At 64.3% G+C, this 16,622-nt stretch carries 14 protein-coding genes; 7 read left to right on the top strand and 7 right to left on the bottom strand.

The genetic code is table 11. The annotated features are described in order from the left end of the window. Nucleotides 1-151 precede the first annotated feature (151 nt). The 3 genes from OIU93_RS00890 to OIU93_RS00880 all read right to left on the bottom strand — a co-directional run bounded on the left by OIU93_RS00890 (nucleotide 152) and on the right by OIU93_RS00880 (nucleotide 1,788). Nucleotides 152-427 (bottom strand): hypothetical protein, encoded by a 276-nt coding sequence (locus OIU93_RS00890; RefSeq protein ID WP_264268170.1) that lies wholly within the window; start codon nucleotides 425-427, stop codon nucleotides 152-154. A 45-nt stretch (nucleotides 428-472) separates the two neighbouring features. Continuing rightward, complete coding sequence (locus OIU93_RS00885) at nucleotides 473-1,372, bottom strand: diacylglycerol kinase family protein (RefSeq protein ID WP_264268169.1); 900 nt, start codon at nucleotides 1,370-1,372, stop codon at nucleotides 473-475. Between the two features lie 155 nt (nucleotides 1,373-1,527). Then, entirely contained in the window at nucleotides 1,528-1,788 is a 261-nt protein-coding gene (locus tag OIU93_RS00880) for a GlsB/YeaQ/YmgE family stress response membrane protein (protein WP_264268168.1), read from the bottom strand. A gap of 377 nt (nucleotides 1,789-2,165) precedes the next feature. Here OIU93_RS00880 and OIU93_RS00875 point away from each other — a divergent pair, with 377 nt between their 5' ends. Next, nucleotides 2,166-3,407 (top strand): serine hydrolase, encoded by a 1,242-nt coding sequence (locus OIU93_RS00875; RefSeq protein WP_264268167.1) that lies wholly within the window; start codon nucleotides 2,166-2,168, stop codon nucleotides 3,405-3,407. Nucleotides 3,408-3,541: 134 nt separating this feature from the next. Here OIU93_RS00875 and OIU93_RS00870 read toward each other — a convergent pair whose 3' ends face one another. After that, nucleotides 3,542-4,912, bottom strand: coding sequence for an NAD(P)-binding protein (locus tag OIU93_RS00870; protein WP_264268166.1), 1,371 nt, complete (start codon nucleotides 4,910-4,912; stop codon nucleotides 3,542-3,544). A 265-nt stretch (nucleotides 4,913-5,177) separates the two neighbouring features. Between OIU93_RS00870 and OIU93_RS00865 the strand changes: the two genes are divergently transcribed. From OIU93_RS00865 to OIU93_RS00845, 5 genes are all read left to right on the top strand, one after another. Next, the gene (locus OIU93_RS00865) at nucleotides 5,178-5,402 is read left to right on the top strand and encodes a helix-turn-helix domain-containing protein (protein WP_264268599.1); all 225 of its coding nucleotides are present in this window, start codon (nucleotides 5,178-5,180) and stop codon (nucleotides 5,400-5,402) included. Nucleotides 5,403-5,646: 244 nt separating this feature from the next. Continuing rightward, nucleotides 5,647-6,498, top strand: coding sequence for an alpha/beta fold hydrolase (locus OIU93_RS00860; RefSeq protein ID WP_264268165.1), 852 nt, complete (start codon nucleotides 5,647-5,649; stop codon nucleotides 6,496-6,498). Nucleotides 6,499-6,751: 253 nt separating this feature from the next. Further along, nucleotides 6,752-7,294 (top strand): ferritin, encoded by a 543-nt coding sequence (locus OIU93_RS00855; protein WP_264268164.1) that lies wholly within the window; start codon nucleotides 6,752-6,754, stop codon nucleotides 7,292-7,294. Between the two features lie 242 nt (nucleotides 7,295-7,536). Next, the gene (locus OIU93_RS00850) at nucleotides 7,537-8,718 is read left to right on the top strand and encodes a TerC family protein (RefSeq protein WP_264268163.1); all 1,182 of its coding nucleotides are present in this window, start codon (nucleotides 7,537-7,539) and stop codon (nucleotides 8,716-8,718) included. Nucleotides 8,719-8,778: 60 nt separating this feature from the next. Next, the gene (locus OIU93_RS00845) at nucleotides 8,779-9,267 is read left to right on the top strand and encodes a universal stress protein (protein WP_264268162.1); all 489 of its coding nucleotides are present in this window, start codon (nucleotides 8,779-8,781) and stop codon (nucleotides 9,265-9,267) included. Nucleotides 9,268-9,318: 51 nt separating this feature from the next. On the opposite strand, the gene OIU93_RS00840 is transcribed toward OIU93_RS00845, so the two are convergent. From OIU93_RS00840 to OIU93_RS00830, 3 genes are all read right to left on the bottom strand, one after another. Continuing rightward, complete coding sequence (locus OIU93_RS00840) at nucleotides 9,319-12,084, bottom strand: aminotransferase class I/II-fold pyridoxal phosphate-dependent enzyme (protein WP_372342839.1); 2,766 nt, start codon at nucleotides 12,082-12,084, stop codon at nucleotides 9,319-9,321. A 44-nt stretch (nucleotides 12,085-12,128) separates the two neighbouring features. Further along, a complete protein-coding gene (locus OIU93_RS00835) occupies nucleotides 12,129-13,355 on the bottom strand; it encodes a serine hydrolase (RefSeq protein WP_264268160.1) in 1,227 nt (408 codons plus the stop codon). Between the two features lie 166 nt (nucleotides 13,356-13,521). Further along, the gene (locus OIU93_RS00830; protein ID WP_264268159.1) at nucleotides 13,522-15,765 is read right to left on the bottom strand and encodes a biotin carboxylase; all 2,244 of its coding nucleotides are present in this window, start codon (nucleotides 15,763-15,765) and stop codon (nucleotides 13,522-13,524) included. On the opposite strand from OIU93_RS00830, the gene OIU93_RS00825 reads away from it, so the two are divergent. Continuing rightward, on the top strand, nucleotides 15,734-16,120 hold the full coding sequence (locus OIU93_RS00825) for a hypothetical protein (RefSeq protein WP_264268158.1): 387 nt from the start codon (nucleotides 15,734-15,736) through the stop codon (nucleotides 16,118-16,120). The two genes, OIU93_RS00830 and OIU93_RS00825, sit on opposite strands and share 32 nt — an antisense overlap. Nucleotides 16,121-16,622: the final 502 nt, after the last annotated feature.

The following is a 16,622-nucleotide window of genomic DNA, read 5'->3' as shown; positions in this document are numbered from 1 at the left end:
TCCTCGCCGGACAATCGGGCTAAGGCGGCGGCAACCGGGATCAACCCGGTGGCCGCCGCCTTAGCCCGTGATGGACCTGCGCACGGATCCCGACGCCTGCGAGCAGCACGCCCACGAGCATCGTCTCGCGTCCTTGTGGTTTCGGGTGACGTTAACCGATGACGCGGTCAAACTGGATGTAGTCCAAGGAGACGTAATCCTGGGCCGTGAAGTGCACGGTGAAGCGGTGGGTTCCGCGCTCAAGGTAGCGCTGGTCCCATTCCTGGCGTTCGAAGTTCCGGTTATGCGTCGTGTTCTTGATGGCGACCGGTTCCTCCCGGGTGGATCCCCAGTCCAGCGTGACAGTGCCGGCAGGTTCGACGTCGGAGGAAACGCGTCCTGAAACGGCGTAGAGGCCCGGCGTGGTGATGTCGACTTCGTAGGTCAAACTGTCCGGCGCCATAAGCCAGGATGCCCGGCACCGGCAGGGCCGCTAGCCGACGATCGGCAGGGCGCGCGGCACGCTGGTCACGCGGACCACGGTATTGGCTGCGGCACTCCTGACTTCGCCGTCGATTTGGTACGGTATCGGCTTGAGCGTGGTGAACTCGTAATGGTCGGTGCTCGGCTGGTCTCCCAGCCCTTTCGTTGCGGCGCGTGCGGCGGTCAGCAGGACACGCCACTTGGATTGGTGTTGCAGGATGATGACCTCGAATTTCCCGTCGCGGGGCTGGTCATCGGCCTCGCTGAGCGTGGCGTACTTGGCCATCTCGGGGATGTTCGCGAAGACCAAGCTGTCCAGCTTCAGGTGCTGGCCGTTCGAATGCTGCATTTCAAAGGGCGTGAACTTCGAGAACGTGCGCACCACGGAGACCATTTCCTTCAGCGCTCCCTTGCTGCCCTTTTCCAGGTCGATGGCCACCACCGGAGTGAGTCCGAAGCCGATGTAGGAGTGCGCGTACTCCCCGGTAAGGTCACCTCCCTCTCCCGTGGCGATGTTCAGCAGGTCGATCCTCCGCACATGGCCTTCGGCAATGGCCTCATCGAGGGGCTTGGTGCCGATGCTGGAGCGGTGGTCGTTGGCGTTGCCGGCGGCCATGACAGCACAAACGGCCTCCCGGTTGCCGCTCTGCATGACCCCGTTGACGACTTCGTTGTAGCCCCCGTCCCCGCTGACGGAGACGACCAGCACGTTGGCGTGGTTGGCGGCGGCTTCCCGGGCCAGCTCGACGGCATGGCCTGCATGTTCGGTGGGCTGCAGGCTGATGTCCGCTCGGTAAGGGAGCCGGTCTGCCAACCGGTCCCTCAACTCTTCGGCCAATTTGGGGGCATTCCCCGTGCTGTTCGGGTTGAAAATGATCACGATTGACTCGAAAATGCGCGCGGATTCCATGGAGTGCTCCCCCAGATAGGCGGTGAATGATGACAGTGTGTTCCCCGTGACTGACGCCGACATCCTATCGACCGGGAAATCGGTTGCGATATGAAAAAGACACCTGCACCGCCTTGCTCAGGGGGGCAGATGCCTCTTTCCAACGCTGTTTCCGCTCAGCGAACTGAGCTGCGGCGCCCCGACAGGCCTTCGGCAACGCCGACGAGAAGCACGGATGCGACGACGGCGACGATGAATCCGACCACATTGAGCTCAAAGATGTCGCCTGTGCCGAGCAGGTTCGCGATGACCCCGCCGATGACCGAACCGGCGAGTCCGAGCAAGAGAGTCACAATCAGGCTCAGATTTTGCTTGCCGGGCTTGATGAGTCTCGCGAGGGCACCGATGACTAGTCCCGCGACGATGAATCCGATCATTTTTCTGGCCTTATCTCTTGGTTGACTTGCCGCTAGCTGGCAGCGACGTTGTTTATGAGCCTATGGCATGCCGCTTTGGCGTGCACCCAATCTGCACGGAACCCTTCGTTTTTTCCTGTAGGCCGATCCAGTGTCCCTTTTAGGGGGCGGCAGGCCTCCTGGCCGGGACCGCCCGTGACGGCGGTAATTCCGTCGGCACGACGGTGAACAGCCAATTGCCTGCGTCTGACCGGGGTCGATGGGGCAACGCTGCCTCCGGACCCCCGCGTCACATTGACTGTCAACGCGACCAAGGGATGCACAAATCGGGACGGTGAGAACCCCCGGTGGTAATGTCCAAATGAACAAACGGTGTAGCAACTGAAGGGTATTTCCCCATGAACAACATGAATTTGGAATTCCAGGCGCAGCCCGTGGACATGAACAGCTGGCGGCTGCCCGAGAACCAGCGGTGGGCCTTCCAGCACATGGCCGAGATCCTGCCTACGGCGACAATTTCCCGGGGGAATGGTCAGGTGGCGCAGCTTCCGGAAGGGCACCGCGACCTGGATTCCGTCATTCTGCCGCCGGCCTTTGCCGGAGAAGTGCCCATGAGCGTGGGCTCGGTCATGGCCACCACGGAGACCGATGGATGGATGCTGTTGCACCGCGGCCAGGTGCTCACCGAGCAGTACTTCGGTGGGATGGGCGCCGGGACCCAGCACCTGCTGATGTCGATGAGCAAGTCACTGGTCGGAGCGGTGGCCGGGGCGCTGTGTGACTCCGGGATCCTGGATCCTGAAGGGCAGCTGACCGACTACCTCCCCGAACTCACCGAAACCGGATATGCCGGGGCCACGGTGCGCGAGCTGTTGGACATGCGTTCCGGAATCGACTTTTCCGAGAACTACCTGGACCCTGCCGCCGGAATCCGGAAGCTGGAGGAAGCCATCGGCTGGGCGCCCGCCAAGGCGCCCGGGCCCACGGGAATGTACCCGTTCCTGCGGACCTTGGAACGAAAGACCGCCCACGGCGGCGTTTTCGAATACCGTTCCTGCGAAACGGACATGCTCGGCTGGATCTGCGAGGCCGCATCCGGCTCATCGATGGACATCTTGCTGTCGGATCTGGTGTGGGGCAAGCTCGGTGCCGAATCCGATGCGTCCGTCGGCATCGACCAGTTCGGCACCGCTGTCTTTGACGGCGGGATCAACGCCACGCTGCGCGACATGGCCCGCTTTGGTTCGCTTTTCCTCAACGATGGGCTCTCCCTGACCGGTGAGCGCGTGCTCTCGTCCGAGTGGATTGAGCAGACACTGGCCGGGGCACCGGACTCCCGAGACGCTTTCGCTGACAGCCCTGTCGACAACCTCATGCCCGGCGGGATGTACCGGAACCAGATGTGGTTCCCCTACGAGGGCAGCGACGTCGTGCTTTGCCTTGGCATCCACGGGCAAATGGTCTACATCAACCGCCCCGCCCAAGTGGTGGCAGTGAAGCTGTCGACCTGGCCGGTCCCGCAGGATCCCGCCAGGCTGTTCCCCACCTTGCGCGCCTTCGACGCCATCGCAGCGGCACTGTTGGTGGAAGTCGAGACCGCCTCGGCGCCGACGCCTTCGGAACCGGAACCGTCGAAGTAGTGCGCCGTATGGTGTTCAGGCAATAGCCGACGCCAGCTACAACGGGACTAGTCCGGGGTGAGGGAGTCGCCCCTCACGCCGGACAGGTCCCTTCGCTCAGGGTCTTCGGCGAGCGGGGGGATGAGCGCCGGGGTTCAGACCAGTTCCGCCAGCCGGGCAACGCCCAAGGGAACCTGGGTCTTCAGGCGGGAGAGCGCATCATCCACCTCGGCCAACCTGCCCTCCTCGGGTGGAACCCGTGCCGGATTCAGCGCCACGGCGTCGGCCCAGGCCTTGATGTCCGGTTGCGACCCAAAGGATTTCGCCGCACGGGTGCCCATGATCTGCATGGTTGCCCAACTGGCAAGTGTGTTGGGATACGGGGTCGATGGGCAGAGCCGGTTCTTTTCCGCGTCGTCGTCGCGGGTCGCTTCCACGTAGCCTGCCAGCGCTGCACCGAAGCACGGGAATCCGGCCCGGATCGGCTGCAGCGTGATCGCCGACCGTCCCCAGATCGGGATGGTCGGCGGGTAGCGCAGGCCAGAGGCGGCACAGTGCACCACGAGCGCGTCCTTGGCCATCGAGACCGTGCCGTCCTCGAGCGAAATGCGCCCCCGTTCCACCGCCCGGACATGTCCGAGCCGCACGACGTGCTCAATGGTGCGCAGTTTCTCCAGTTCCCAGGTCGCCAGCGTCGGAGTCTTGGCCATCGTCGGGGTGACCGACCGGTCGATGCGGAGCATGATGCCGGCGTCTTCCAGCCGGAAAAACAGGTCCTCGAGCGACATCGCGGCGGCGGATGCCTCCATGGTGTCGGCGGCCATGCCGAGGAACACCGCCGGTTCCGGCTGGACGACAGCGCGGTTGAGCATCCAGGGATCGCGCGGCCTCACCCAGCAGATCGCGTTGGGGTCCACGCCGTGGGACAGGAGCCAGATGCAGGCATCGGTTGCGGTCTTGCCCGATCCCACGATCACATACTGGCTCGGCGCCTCCATGGTGCGGGCGAGGCTGTTGACCGGAATCACGCGGACATCGTCCGCGACGTCGAAGCGCGGCGGGGTGATCAACGGAATGTCCGGTGCAAGGTACCGTGCGTCGACGATCCGGCACTGCGATGGCACCTCGGTCCGCCGGCCGGAGATATGCGAGACGATCTGCCGGTCGGCAACGTACTCGCAGTTGTTGAAGAACTCGACCTTGTCGGTGCCCAGCATCCGGTCGGCCAGGATGTGGGCGTAGTAGGCGCAGATCTCCGAGACATCGGCCCGTTCATGGAGGCCGGCTTCCGGACCGTGCTGTTGCACCCGGGAATCGCCGAGCAGCGTGGAGGCGACACCATAAAATGCGGAGGCCTGGTGCAGGCGCGCGAAGGGATAGGCGTCGAGCCAATGCCCGCCGGAACCGTGGCGTCTGTCGACAATGGCCACGCGCGCGTCGGCATGGTCGATCAACGCATCCGCGAATGCCATGCCCATCGCGCCGGCCCCGACCACTAGGTAGTCGGCTTGCACCTTGTGCGTCATGGACCCATTGAAGCACCGCAGTGCAGGGTGTATCCATAGCGGCAGTGAGGCCGGTTAATCCGGCAACGGAGTCCCCGCGCGGTCGTTGCGCAGACGCTGCTTCCCTGAGGTGGGAACCGTGGCCCAAATGCAATGTCGTTTCCATGGTGCCGTCGGTGCCTTGTGACTAGCATGGTAACCACGTTGCACAAGTGGTTGGAGTGGTGCACGGCATTGGGAGTTTCATTTGGGGATGAAATACAACATGATTGGGGGAAGAAACACCATGGTGGATCTCAAGGGGTTCGAGGATGCCCACTACATGACCGTGGCAGAGGTCGCCGAGGCCATGCGGGTATCCAACATGACCGTTTACCGGCTGGTGCATTCAGGGGAATTGCCCGCCGTGCGATTCGGCCGCTCCTACCGCGTGCCTGCCCAGGCAGTGAAGGAATACCTGATCGCCGAGCAACACGCGGCGGCATCGGAGCACCGTCCCGAAACCCACTAAGCGAGCCATCCGGCCGGGGATGCGGAAGCGCTCAATGGGCGTAGGGCAACCGATGTGGGCGCGTCCAGTTCGATGCAGCATACCCGCACGCCACCGGCAGGGTCCGTCGTCTTGCGTTTGCGCCCGTGGGCTTCGCACCGGGTCATGTCGCCACGGATGCTTGAAATGCGGGGTGCGGTTCCTTAGCGTGAGTGGGAGACCGGGATAGCGATCGCACGCACCACCGAACGGAAGGCAAACCTCCATGGGCTTCATCAGCGTTGGCAACGAGAACAGCACGTCAATCGACCTCTACTACGAGGACCAGGGCCAGGGACAGCCGGTGGTCCTCATCCACGGGTACCCACTCAACGGACATAGCTGGGAGCGCCAGACCCGTGTCCTGCTCGACGCGGGCTTCCGCGTCATCACCTACGACCGCCGCGGGTTCGGCCAATCGAGCAAAGTCGGCACGGGGTACGACTACGACACCTTCGCCTCCGACCTCAACACGGTGCTCGAAACCCTCGACCTGAACGACGTGATCCTGGTTGGCTTCTCCATGGGCACCGGCGAACTGGCACGCTATGTGTCCACGTTCGGGCACAAGCGCGTCGCGAAGCTCGCCTTCCTGGCTTCGCTGGAGCCATTCCTCGTGCAGAGGGATGACAATCCCGAGGGCGTGCCGCAAGAAGTCTTCGACGGTATCGTCGAGACGGCCCAGGGTGACCGCTTCGCCTGGTTCACGAGCTTCTTCTCCGATTTCTACAACCTCGATGACACCTTGGGGTCGCGGATCAGCCAGGAAGTCGTCACAGCGAACTGGAACACCGCTGTTTCGAGCGCGCCGGTGGCCGCCTACGCGGTCGTTTCCTCCTGGATCGAGGATTTTCGCGCGGACGTCGCAGCGGTGGCTGCCAGCGGCAAGCCGGCGCTCATCCTGCACGGCACGGCCGACAATATCCTGCCCATCGATGCCACGGCGCGGCGGTTCCGGAAATTGCTGCCGGAAGCCGACTACGTGGAAATCGACGGGGCACCCCACGGCCTGCTGTGGACACACGCCGCTGAGGTCAACGCGGCACTGCTCGCCTTCGTGGGGAACGCGCGGAGGTAGCCCGGGGGCGGCCAATCCCGTCCTGTATTTGGCTTGCGTCCCTTCCCTCGCCGGCGGATCCGCGCAGGCCAGGAGCACTCCGCGGTCAGGGAAAACGAAGAACTGCAACCGGTTCGCCGACCGGTACCTCGCCCGCCCTTGACGTTGGTATCAAGGACGGGGGACGCTCGATACAGGTCCTTCGCCACCACGGCCCGACCAGTTCGCGGCACGCCGGGTCCGCACGCGTGCACACCCACTTCAGGAGAGCATCATGAGCCATCAGTTCAATGAGTTACTGACCCGCCAACTGGGCAACGAGTTCGCGGCGTCCCAGCAGTACATTGCCATCGCGGCCTGGTTCGATGGACAGGACCTGCCCCGGCTGGCGAAGCACTTCTACCGCCAGGCCTTGGAGGAGCGGAACCACGCCATGATGATGGTGCAGTACATGCTGGACCGAGGCATCAAGTTCGTCATCCCCGGCATTGGCGAGGTCCGAAACGACTTTGCGACGGCGGAAGATCCGCTGGTGCTTGCGCTTGCCCAGGAGATCGAGGTCACCGAGCAGATCAAGGAGTTGTTCGCCGCAGCCCGGGCCGAAAACGATCCGCTGGGAGAGCAGTTCATGCTGTGGTTCCTCAAGGAGCAGGTCGAGGAGGTGGCGTCGATGTCCACGTTGTTGAATATCGCGCGCAGGGCCAGCAGTCTCTTCGAGATCGAGACATTCCTGGCCCGCGAATCGGTGGGAGATGCCGGGCAGCCCGGTGCGGACGGGGGAGCCGGCGCGCCCGAGGCCGCCGGGGGAACGCTCTAAAAAGTGGCGCGGACGGCGGTCCGGACCAAAACGTCGGTCTGCCAACGACGGTTCCCATCGTCCGTGCAGGGAGGGGTATCAAACAGCCTAGCGAGGTGCTAGTTTCGACACACAGGCTTTGCTTGGTTGCTGGCATTCGACGACGCCGTAGACGGCCCCTCTGAGGGCGCCTCCGGCAGCGGTATGCCAAAACCAGGCAAGGTCCCGGGACCGCCGCCACCGCCGTCCGAAAGAAGGAACACATGACAGTTTCCCCCTTGATTTGGGGCATCACCATCGTCGTTATCCTGGCCTTGCTCGCCTTCGACTATTTCTTCCACATCCGCAAGGCGCACGTCCCCGCGCTCAAGGAAGCCGCCATCTGGTCATCGATCTATGTGGGGATTGCCATCATCTTCGGGATCCTGGTGTTCGTTTTCGGCGGTGCGACCATGGGGTCGGAATACTTCGCCGGCTACATCACGGAGAAGGCCCTTTCGGTCGACAACCTGTTCGTCTTCCTGATCATCATTGCCAGTTTCAGGGTTCCCCGCGAGGACCAGCAGAAGGTGCTGCTTTTCGGCATCGTGTTCTCGCTGCTGGCGCGGACCGGGTTCATTTTCCTGGGTGCGGCGCTGATCAACTCGTTCGCCTGGGTGTTCTACCTCTTCGGCCTGATCCTGCTGATCACGGCCGGCAACCTGCTCAAGCCCGGGGACCACGCGACGGGGCAATCAGACAACTTCATGATGCGCCTGGCCAAGAGGTTCCTCCACACGACCGACCACTTCGATGGAGACAAGCTCTTTACCATGCACAACGGCAAGCGCGCGCTGACGCCTATGCTGCTGGTCATGGTGTCGATCGGCGGCACCGACATCTTGTTCGCGCTGGACTCCATTCCCGCGATCTTCGGCTTGACGCAGAATGTGTACATTGTTTTCACCGCCACCGCGTTTTCGCTGATGGGACTGCGCCAGCTCTACTTCCTGTTGGACGGACTGCTTGACCGGCTCATCTACCTCTCCTATGGACTGGCAGCCATCCTGGCCTTCATCGGCGTCAAGCTGGTGCTCCATGCGCTGCACGAAAACAACCTTCCATTCATCAACGACGGCGAACCCGTCCCCGTCATCGAAATTTCCACCGGACTGTCCCTGGGCTTCATCATCGGGGTGCTTGTCATCACCATTGTCGTCTCGCTGCTGAGCAAGGCGGGAAAGGCACAGACAGCGATCAACAGTGCCCGGCGGCACGCGGTGGACTACATCGACCTCGGCTACACTGCAGACCCCGCCGAACGCGAACGTGTCTACCGGCTGCTGACGATGGAAGAAGCCCAGATCATGGCCATGGAACCGAAGTACCGCAACAAGGCCAAGGACGTCGACAAGATCCGTGCGCAGGTGGCCGAGGCGCATCGGCTCCACGACGAATACACCTAGCCTCGGCCGCGGCCCTGAGCCCCCCTCGAACCATTCCGCACGACCCAAGGAGAAACGGCAATGAGCACCGAAGGAACATTCAACATACCGATCCATACACCGGAACCCGCCCCGGCCGGCAGCATCGTGGTGGGACACGACGGGTCCAAGGGAGCGGAAGACGCGTTGGCCATGGCCCTGGAGCTGGCCCGGAAGCTGTCGGCACCGGTCGTCGTTTCACGGGCGTGGTCCATCGCCACCGCACCGCGGCCGGCCGGGTGGGAATTCGGCTACGTCCCGGCCATGGACGAGTTCACCGCAGCCGTGCGCGAGGAACTGGAACGCGATGCCCACCCTGTTGCCGAAAAGTTTCCCGGGGTCCAGATCACCTATGAACCGGTGCACGCGCCGCCGGCCAAAAGCCTCATCGCGATCTCGCACGACGCCCTGATGATGGTGGTGGGAACCCGCGGGCGCGGCGGCTTGAAGGGCATGCTGCTGGGCTCGGTGAGCGAGCAGTGCGTGCGTCACGCCGCCTGCCCGGTCCTGGTGGTGCGACCGCGCGACTGATGCGGCGCGCGAAAGGTCACCGGCCATCCGGCCGGTGACCGGCAATCTGCGCTAGACCCCGAGGGCGGGGTCCGGTTCCTCGTTGATGATCCGGTAGCCCAGGGCCGCGTCGAATCCGTGGATCTCGCGAGTGTCCAGGGCCTCCATGAAGGAGAGGATCTCCTCGGTGACGACCTGTCCGGGCACCAGGATCGGAAACCCCGGCGGGTAGGGGGTAACGAAACCGGCGGAGACGATCTCCTCCCCGGCGCGCACCCGGTCCGCTAGCTCCCGCGGCATCAAATAACCGCATTTCTCGGTCTTGTAGGTGGTGAAGTACGCGGTGCGCAAATCCCCGTCGACGGTGTCTTCCCCGCTGCGGAAGCGCTGGGCAAAGCGGCTGAAGTCCGGCAGCGGCGGCGGGGAGGAAACCAGCTCGGCGACGCGGGCCTTGCGGGCCCCCAGCGCGGCGGGCGACATGTCCTCGCGCTCGGCGTCGAAGTGCTCCGCGAGCTTGACCAGCACGTCGATGAGGTAGGCGACGGCGCTGCGCGAGGTGCCGATGTTGGTCATGAAGAGCACCGTGTTCCGGGAGGTCTTGTTGACCTGGATCCCGTGCAGGTCCATCAGGTACTGGTGCTTGAACGTGTCCCCGTCCACTCCGGTGTTCCCGATGTGCAGGGTCAGCCTGCTGGGGTCCATGACGAACTCGTCGGTGCGCCAGGCCTCGTCCATCGCCGCGATCCCGTCGCGCAGCGGCATCGGCCGGTCGGTCTGGCGGTACTCGGCCGGGATGAGGTCGCAGGTGCTCAGCACGCGGAAGTACTTCTTCAGCAAGGGGTGGCGCGCCACCGCCTGGGCCACCGACTGCGCCAGGTAGGCCTGGCGCTGGACCAGCTCGTAGCCTTCCAGCACCGCCTGGCGCCGTCCGATGTCCAGCGAGGCCAGGATCTGGTAGTTCGGCGAGGTGGAGGTGTGGGTCATGTACGCGGCCTTGAAGGTCACCTCGTTCAGGTGGCTGAAGTCCTGGTCGTAGACATGGATCATCGACCCCTGTCGCAGCGCGGTCAGCGTCTTGTGCGTTGACTGCGTCGCGTACACGCGCAACCTGGCGATGCGCGGATCCGGCAGCAGCCGCGTGGCCAGCCACACCTCGTCGTCGGCCGGTTCCCCGGTCACCGGGTCGAAGAGCGAGGCCCGCTGGGCTTCGGCGCGCGCCGCGTACTCCGGGTCCCTGAAGCTTTCCTCAAGCGCGGCCGCCGCAGCCATGGCGGTGCGCCGGCGGTAGATCGGGTGGAACCCGGCGAAGGCGAACCACGCCTCGTCCCAGAGGAAGACCAGGTCCGGCTTGATGGCCAGGCATTCGGCCATGACGCGTTCGACGTCATAGACGATCCCGTCGAAGGTGCAGTTGGTCAGCGTGATCATCTTGACCTCGTCAAGGCGGCCGGCGCGGCGGTAGTCAAGCAGCATGCCCTTGAGTGCCTTCAGCGGCACGGCGCCGTAGAACGAGTACTCGTTCAGCGGGTAGGCGTCCACGTAGGCGACCTGCGCCCCGGCGAGCATCAGCGCATAGTGGTGGGACTTGTGGCAGTTGCGGTCGGCAATAACCACGTCGCCCGGGGCCAGGATCGACTGGTGCACGATCTTGTTGGCCGTGGAGGTCCCGTTGGTGACGAAGTAGGAGCGCCGCGCGCCGAAGGCGCGGGCCGCCAGCACCTGGGCGTCGCGGATGGTGCTGCGCGGATCAAGCAGCGAGTCCAGCCCGCCGGAGGTCGCCGAGGTCTCGGCGTGGAGCAGGTTCATCCCGTAGAACTCTCCCATGTCCTTGATCCAACGGGAGTTCACCACCGAGCCGCCGCGGGAAATCGGCAGCGCGTGGAAGACCGCGGCCGGCTTGCGGCTGTGCTGCTGCACGGCGTCAAAGAACGGGGTCTGGTAGCGCGCCGCGACCCCGGCCAGCAGAGAGAGGTGCAGTTCCATGGACTCCTCGCGGCGGAAGAGCCGGGCGAAGCGCCGGTTCGCCGCACCGGCCAGGTCCTCGATGGACACGTCGGCCACCAGGTACAAGTCCAGTTCCGGGCGCAGCTTCTTGAGCTTGTCGGCCATGGTCAGGATGCGCTGTCTGGGGGTCTGGGAGGCTACGCCGGGATCGACGACGCCGTCCAGGTAGCGGCGCAGGTCGTCGCTGGGCCGCTGCCGGGCAGGCACGGTGAAGCCCGGGCGCACGATGCAGGCCTGGATGGTGGGGTTCAGCAGCACCGCGATCAGCGCGTCCTCCAGCGAAGGCACGACGTTGACCTGGTAGATGAAGGCGTCGGTTTCCCTGCGCTGGCCGGTCATCTCGGCGATGAACTCCTCACGCACAGTCGCCGAGACGTCGTCGACGACCAGCACCTCGAAGCGCGGGCGGCGGTCGGCGATGGCCAAGCCCGCCGCGTCGAGCGCCTCGGCGTGGGGGTCCGGCTCGACGAGCTTGTCATCGAGCTCGTGGCGGAAGCGCGCGAACCCGCGCGTCACGGTCTCGATCATCGTCAGCGCCGCAGCGTAGTCGCCTTCCCGCAGGCGGGTGCGAAGCTCGAGCACGTGCGCCTTGCCGGGCACTGCCCAGTAGGTCTCCACGGCCTCGAGGAAGCGCAACTGTCGGCCGACTTCCTCTTTCAGGCCCTTCTCCACGGTGCGTGCGCCGTTGGCGGCATCGGCCATGCCCGGAAGCTGCTTGGCCGCATAGCCCAGATATTCCCAGGCGTCGGTGCGAAGTCTCCACACGTTGGAAGGTGTCGCGTATTGTTCGGTGTCGACCTTCGACAGTACCGCTTTCACTTCTGGTCCATTCATAGGGGGCAACTGCCCTTGCGGGGCGTCACAAATCAGGGGGGAAATTAGGCGTCCTCGGCCACGGGGTGGGTGCGTGCCGGCCGGATGAACAGGGGAAGGAATTCCTGGAGCGGCACCGGCGGCTGGGAGCCCAGCTCCGCGGCAATCGCGTCAAAGGCGCGCAGCGTGGGGAAGAGCTTGGAGGCGTCCTGCGGGAGCGGCCAGCTGGAAAGCTTCACACCCACCACTTGGGCGGGGCGGTTGATGTAGACCATTTGCCCGTGGATGCCCAGGCAGAGCAACACATCGTTGCCCTCGTAGGGGAACCACATCTGGTTCCGGTACATGCCTCCGGGCATCCGGTTGTCGCCGGGGCTGTTGGCAAAGGCCTCGCGGGAGTCTGGCGCCCCGGCCAGTGTCTGCGCGATCCAGTCGGCCGACAGCACGCGCTTTCCGCCCACCGAGAGCCCGTCGTTCAGGAAGAGCGAGCCGAAGCGTGCCATGTCGCGCAGCGTGGCGTTGATCCCGCCGTCGAACATGCCGGTGCCGTACTGGTCGATCCCGATCACGGCGTCCGCCTCGGCGCCGATCTTGCCCCACAAGAGGTGGGACATCAGCGTGGGCATGGTCGAGCCGGAGACCGCCTCGCAGATCCAGCCGAGCATGTCGGTTTCGCAGGAGCGGTATTCGAAGACCCCGCCGTGCGCGGTCTTCTGTCGAAGAGTCGACAGGTACGGGTACATGCCGGTGGGACCGGGAACCGCCGGGGGAGCCCAGCCGATCGCCTCCTCCAGCTTCCGCACCTCGGCGTCGGCATCCAGGTAGTCCTCGGAGAACTCGATGCCCGAGCGCATGTCCAGCAGTTGGCGGACCGTGGCCCCTGCGTAGCCGGAATCGGCCAGGGTGGGCACATAGTCGGTCAACAGCGCCTCGGGATCCAGCATCCCCGCGTCATACAGCGCCCCGGCGACGGCGCCGACCAGCGACTTGCTCACCGACATCAGCAGGTGCTCGGTGTCGGCGGTCATCTCCCCGAAGTACTGTTCGGTAAGCACCGAGCCGCGGTGCAGAAGCATCCACCCGTCGGTGTCGCTCATGCCCATGACCGAGCCCACGCTCATCGGCGCTTCCTCGGGACCGGCCGGGGCCAGCATGATCGAGTCCAGGTCGCGGTGGGCGGCCGGCAGTTTGGAGGCCGGTTCCAGCCCCCGCGAGATCACCGCGGTGGGCAGGAACTCGGCCATGTGCTGGAAGGACCAGCGCAGGTTTTGCGGCAGTTGCCAATTTTGCATGTCCACCCTGGATGGGTGGTGATCAAGGTTCGTGCCGTCCAACGCTGGTTCCTTCCATGGCTGCACCATTGCAGCGTTCCGTTGCCGCATAATGCGGCGTTGTCATTGCTGCATCGGTGCAGCTTTTGGTAGCGGCCAGGGCTTGCGCCCTGGTTCTATTGCCGTGCTACCACTGTGTTTTGACTCCGATGCCGGCCGTCGCATCCACTGCCGATTCCCCACCCACCGGTATGCCGGCAAAGCCTGCCCTGATGGAGTCGATGAAGTGCTTGGCCCGGATGGTCAGCTTGGGCGAGCCGTTGCGCTCAAGCTGAAGTCGTCCCTTGGTGACCAGGATGCCCAGGTCGGCACCCTTCCAGCGGTAGTCGCCGGGACCGTAGATGCGCAGGAAGAATGCCTCGGACTCGTTTTGCAGCATGTGCCAGTCCATGGCGGGGCGGCTGAAGACCAGCGCGCCGTTGGCGTCAAGGTAGTACTGGCCCGTTGCCGGGGTGGCGGTGAGCAGCTCGACCGTCTCGGAAGTCTCCTTGATGATCATCTGGCTCCACACGTCGGCACCCGAGAGTGCTTCCCAGCGCGCGTTGATCTCGTCGATGTCCAGGTCGAATTCCACGTCCATGTATTCGAGCAGGTGGAATAGGAACAATGGGACGTCCGCGTAAGCGCCGGCGGTCACGTTGGTGATGGCCGATGCCCCGGAAATACGCGGGTTCAATTCGCCCAGGTAGACCTTGTCGGTGTCGGTGTCCACGAGCACGTCGACCTCGAAGAAGCCGCGGTAGCCTTCTTTGGAAAGCCTGTCGCCCATGCGCTTGACCAGGTCGGTGGCCTGCGCCCGCTGGTTGTCGGAGAGCACGTCCGGGTGCATTTCGTTGCCGCACCAGCCGCCCTTGTACGGGGTCAGGTCGTTGTGGCCGGCCAGTTCGGTGAGGAACGGCCCGACCAGGGTGCCCGAGCGCGTGAGCACTGCCTCGACAGCTACCGGCAGGTTGTTGATCCGGCGCATGATCTTGATTTCCTCGTCGACGATCTCGGCGCTGTGCTTGTTCCAGTCAGCCTCGTTGTTGATGAAGAAGGTGGTCTTGCCCGAGTCGCCGTATGGAGTCTGGACGACCAATTCGTCCCCGAGTCCGGCCTCGTCGGCGGCCTTGCGCAGGGCCTTCCAGTCCGAACCCGTGGTCAGGACGTTCGGGACCGAAGCGACCCCTGCCTCGTTGCCCAACTCGGTGGTCACGATCTTGGAATCCAAGCGGGAGCGCAGCTCGGCCGACGGCAGGATCAGGTCGTAGCCCAACTCGTCGCAGATCTGCTCGGTTTCCTCGTCGAAGAAGACCATGGCGACCTTGGGCCGCGTGCCGGGACGCAGGTCCTTGGTCATGCGGGCGCGGACCTCGGCGTTGAGCAACAGCCAGTTGTTGATCTCCTCGCCGGAGCCGAATTCGCGGTACGGCTTGTGCACGGGGGTGAAGATCCGCGGGTGGGCGCCGTCCCAGGCATCGTAGTAGCTGATGTAGGTGAAGTTACGCACCCAGCGGTCAAGGCCCAGCAGGTTGAAAGGGGTGGCGCCGATGAAGAAGATCGGCACGTCGTTGGTGCGGAAGAAGTGGCGGACCTCGGAGATGTTGCGCACCGTGTGCAGGACCGTCTCGGCCGGCACGGTGGAGGCGAAGGCGGCGTCGGTTCCGACGGTTGCCTCGGGTGCCTCGGGGCCGGACGGGGTGGCGCGCGGCATCGGGTCGGCTGCCGGAGTCGCAACGGTCGAGGCTGTGGCCTTGGAGTCAGGCTTGTCCGTGACGGGGGTCTTGGCGGCTGCAATCGAGGTTGCAACGGCGGGCTCAGCCTTGGTTGCCAGCTTGGCTTCGGTGGTGCCCGTTGCGTTGGCGGATGACTTCGTGTCGGCCGGCTGGGTGGACGGAGCGGTCACGGCTGCTGGCTTGTCAGAGGACTTGACGGGCTTTGGATCGGCGGTGGTCTTGGGTGCGGCGGACTTCGGGGGCGCAACCGGGGCAACAGAAGGGCTTGCCGTGGCAACGGCAGCCGCTGGCTTCGTGGCCGTGGACTTCGCCTCGACGCCGGCCTTGACTGCTGCAGGGGCGGTCTTGGAGGTGGCGGCGGAGGACTTGGCGATCGGGGACGGTGTCGTCGCCGTTCCGAGGGACTTGGGCGCGGCGTCATTCGTCTTCGCGGCAGTGGTCTGGGTGGCGGTGGCCGGCTTTGCCGCGATCGAGGTGGCAGCGGCGGAAGATGTGGCTGCCGCGGGCGCAACGCTCCGGGTAGCAGCTGTCTCGGGCTTCTTCGCGGCCGACTTGGCTGCGGTGGCCTGGGCCGGAGTGGCAGACGTGGATTTTGCGGCGGCGGTCTGGGCCGGAGTGGCAGACGTGGATTTTGCGGCGGTGGCGGGCTTTGACACCGAGGCCTTTGCCGCTGCTGCGGACTTGGTTGCGGGGGTCTTCACCGCGGTTGCAGGCTTTGCCGCCGGCGACGCGTCAGTCGTCGGAGTGGTTTTGGAAGCTGCGGCTGAGGGCTTTTCACTCGCAATCTTGGCCGGGATCACGGCGGTCTCTCGAGCAGACGGAGCAGCCGTGGTCTTTACCGGTACGGACTTTGAAGCGGCAGGCTGTCGAGAGGCGGTTTTCGCAGCGGTTGCAGTCGACGAATTTGAGCTCGCTGTGGTTTTTGCGGGTGCAGCGTTCTTCACGGGTGCAGCCTTTTCATCAACCGATTTTTTGTCTGTCGTCGGTTTGGCCACCACCTTGTTGAGCTGACTCGGCTGGCCGATCTTCTTACCGGTCTTGTTCGCGTGTGCGGTCATTGTCCAACTCCTTTCATCGGGGAGATAGCCGAATCCTGGGGAGGTAGTTGACTCTGGCCGTCGGGGCCGCGCATTTCGTGTGAACACGGTGTGCACTGGGTCCCTGCAACATGAGTGTTCGCCGCCTCCCCATGGTCGGACAACCGCAGGTGCGGTAGACCGACCCATGGGGATTCTTCATTTCCATCTGCTAGTCCAGTAAACGTAGTTGGGAGAAGTGAACACTGCCTAAACGGCAGGTGTTGAAAGGCACGCCGGGCCGGGGGCATCGCCATGAATCCGCCGTAGAGGAGCGGTTTCCGGGTCGTTCCCGGGGGGCAGAACGAAACAGAAAATAATGAAACCCCGCGTAAGGGATTGGGATTTCCGGATCCTGAATCGACATGCTGTGATGTAGGTTACCGATGAGTTTATTTTTTGGCGCATTTTCGGCTTCACCGAGATATTTGAATGGA

It is taken from the genome of Paeniglutamicibacter sp. ZC-3 (assembly GCF_025847175.2).
Taxonomy (GTDB): Bacteria; Actinomycetota; Actinomycetes; order Actinomycetales; family Micrococcaceae; genus Paeniglutamicibacter; species Paeniglutamicibacter sulfureus.
Note: the sequence above shows the minus strand (reverse complement) of the source record. Positions and strands in the feature narration are given on the sequence as shown.